The sequence below is a fragment of the Arsenicibacter rosenii genome, assembly GCF_001870735.1.
In the GTDB taxonomy this organism is placed as follows: Bacteria; Bacteroidota; Bacteroidia; order Cytophagales; family Spirosomataceae; genus Arsenicibacter; species Arsenicibacter rosenii.
In genome coordinates, this window is sequence record NZ_MORL01000305.1 from 1 (window position 1) to 383 (window position 383).

A 383-nucleotide genomic window follows, 5' to 3' on the forward strand; every position below is an offset into this window, starting at 1 on the left:
TGTTGGCTGATCATTTTATTACAGCCGCTCCACCGGCTTCAGTGCCGAAGCAGCTACCTTGTCACGGCAAACCGATGAGCACTTTTTCTCAGCTTTAACCGTGTGCGCCCCGTCTTTGATCGCAATGTATGGCGCAATTACCAGCGACACGATAGACATCAGCTTGATCAGGATGTTCATTGAAGGACCTGATGTATCTTTAAACGGATCACCTACGGTATCTCCCGTAACGGCGGCCTTGTGCGGCTCCGATTTTTTGTAATAAATCTGGCCGTTGATCTCTACCCCTTTCTCGAACGACTTCTTGGCGTTATCCCAGGCACCACCGGCGTTGTTCTGGAAAATCCCCATCAACACGCCCGATACGGTTACACCGGCCAGCA

The 383-nt window shown here is 51.2% G+C and carries 1 protein-coding gene; it reads right to left on the reverse strand.

What is annotated here, in order from left to right:
• Positions 1 to 18: 18 nt before the first annotated feature.
• A partial coding sequence (locus BLX24_RS31365) for a sodium/proton-translocating pyrophosphatase (protein ID WP_177226025.1) occupies positions 19 to 383 on the reverse strand: 365 nt, incomplete at its 5' end.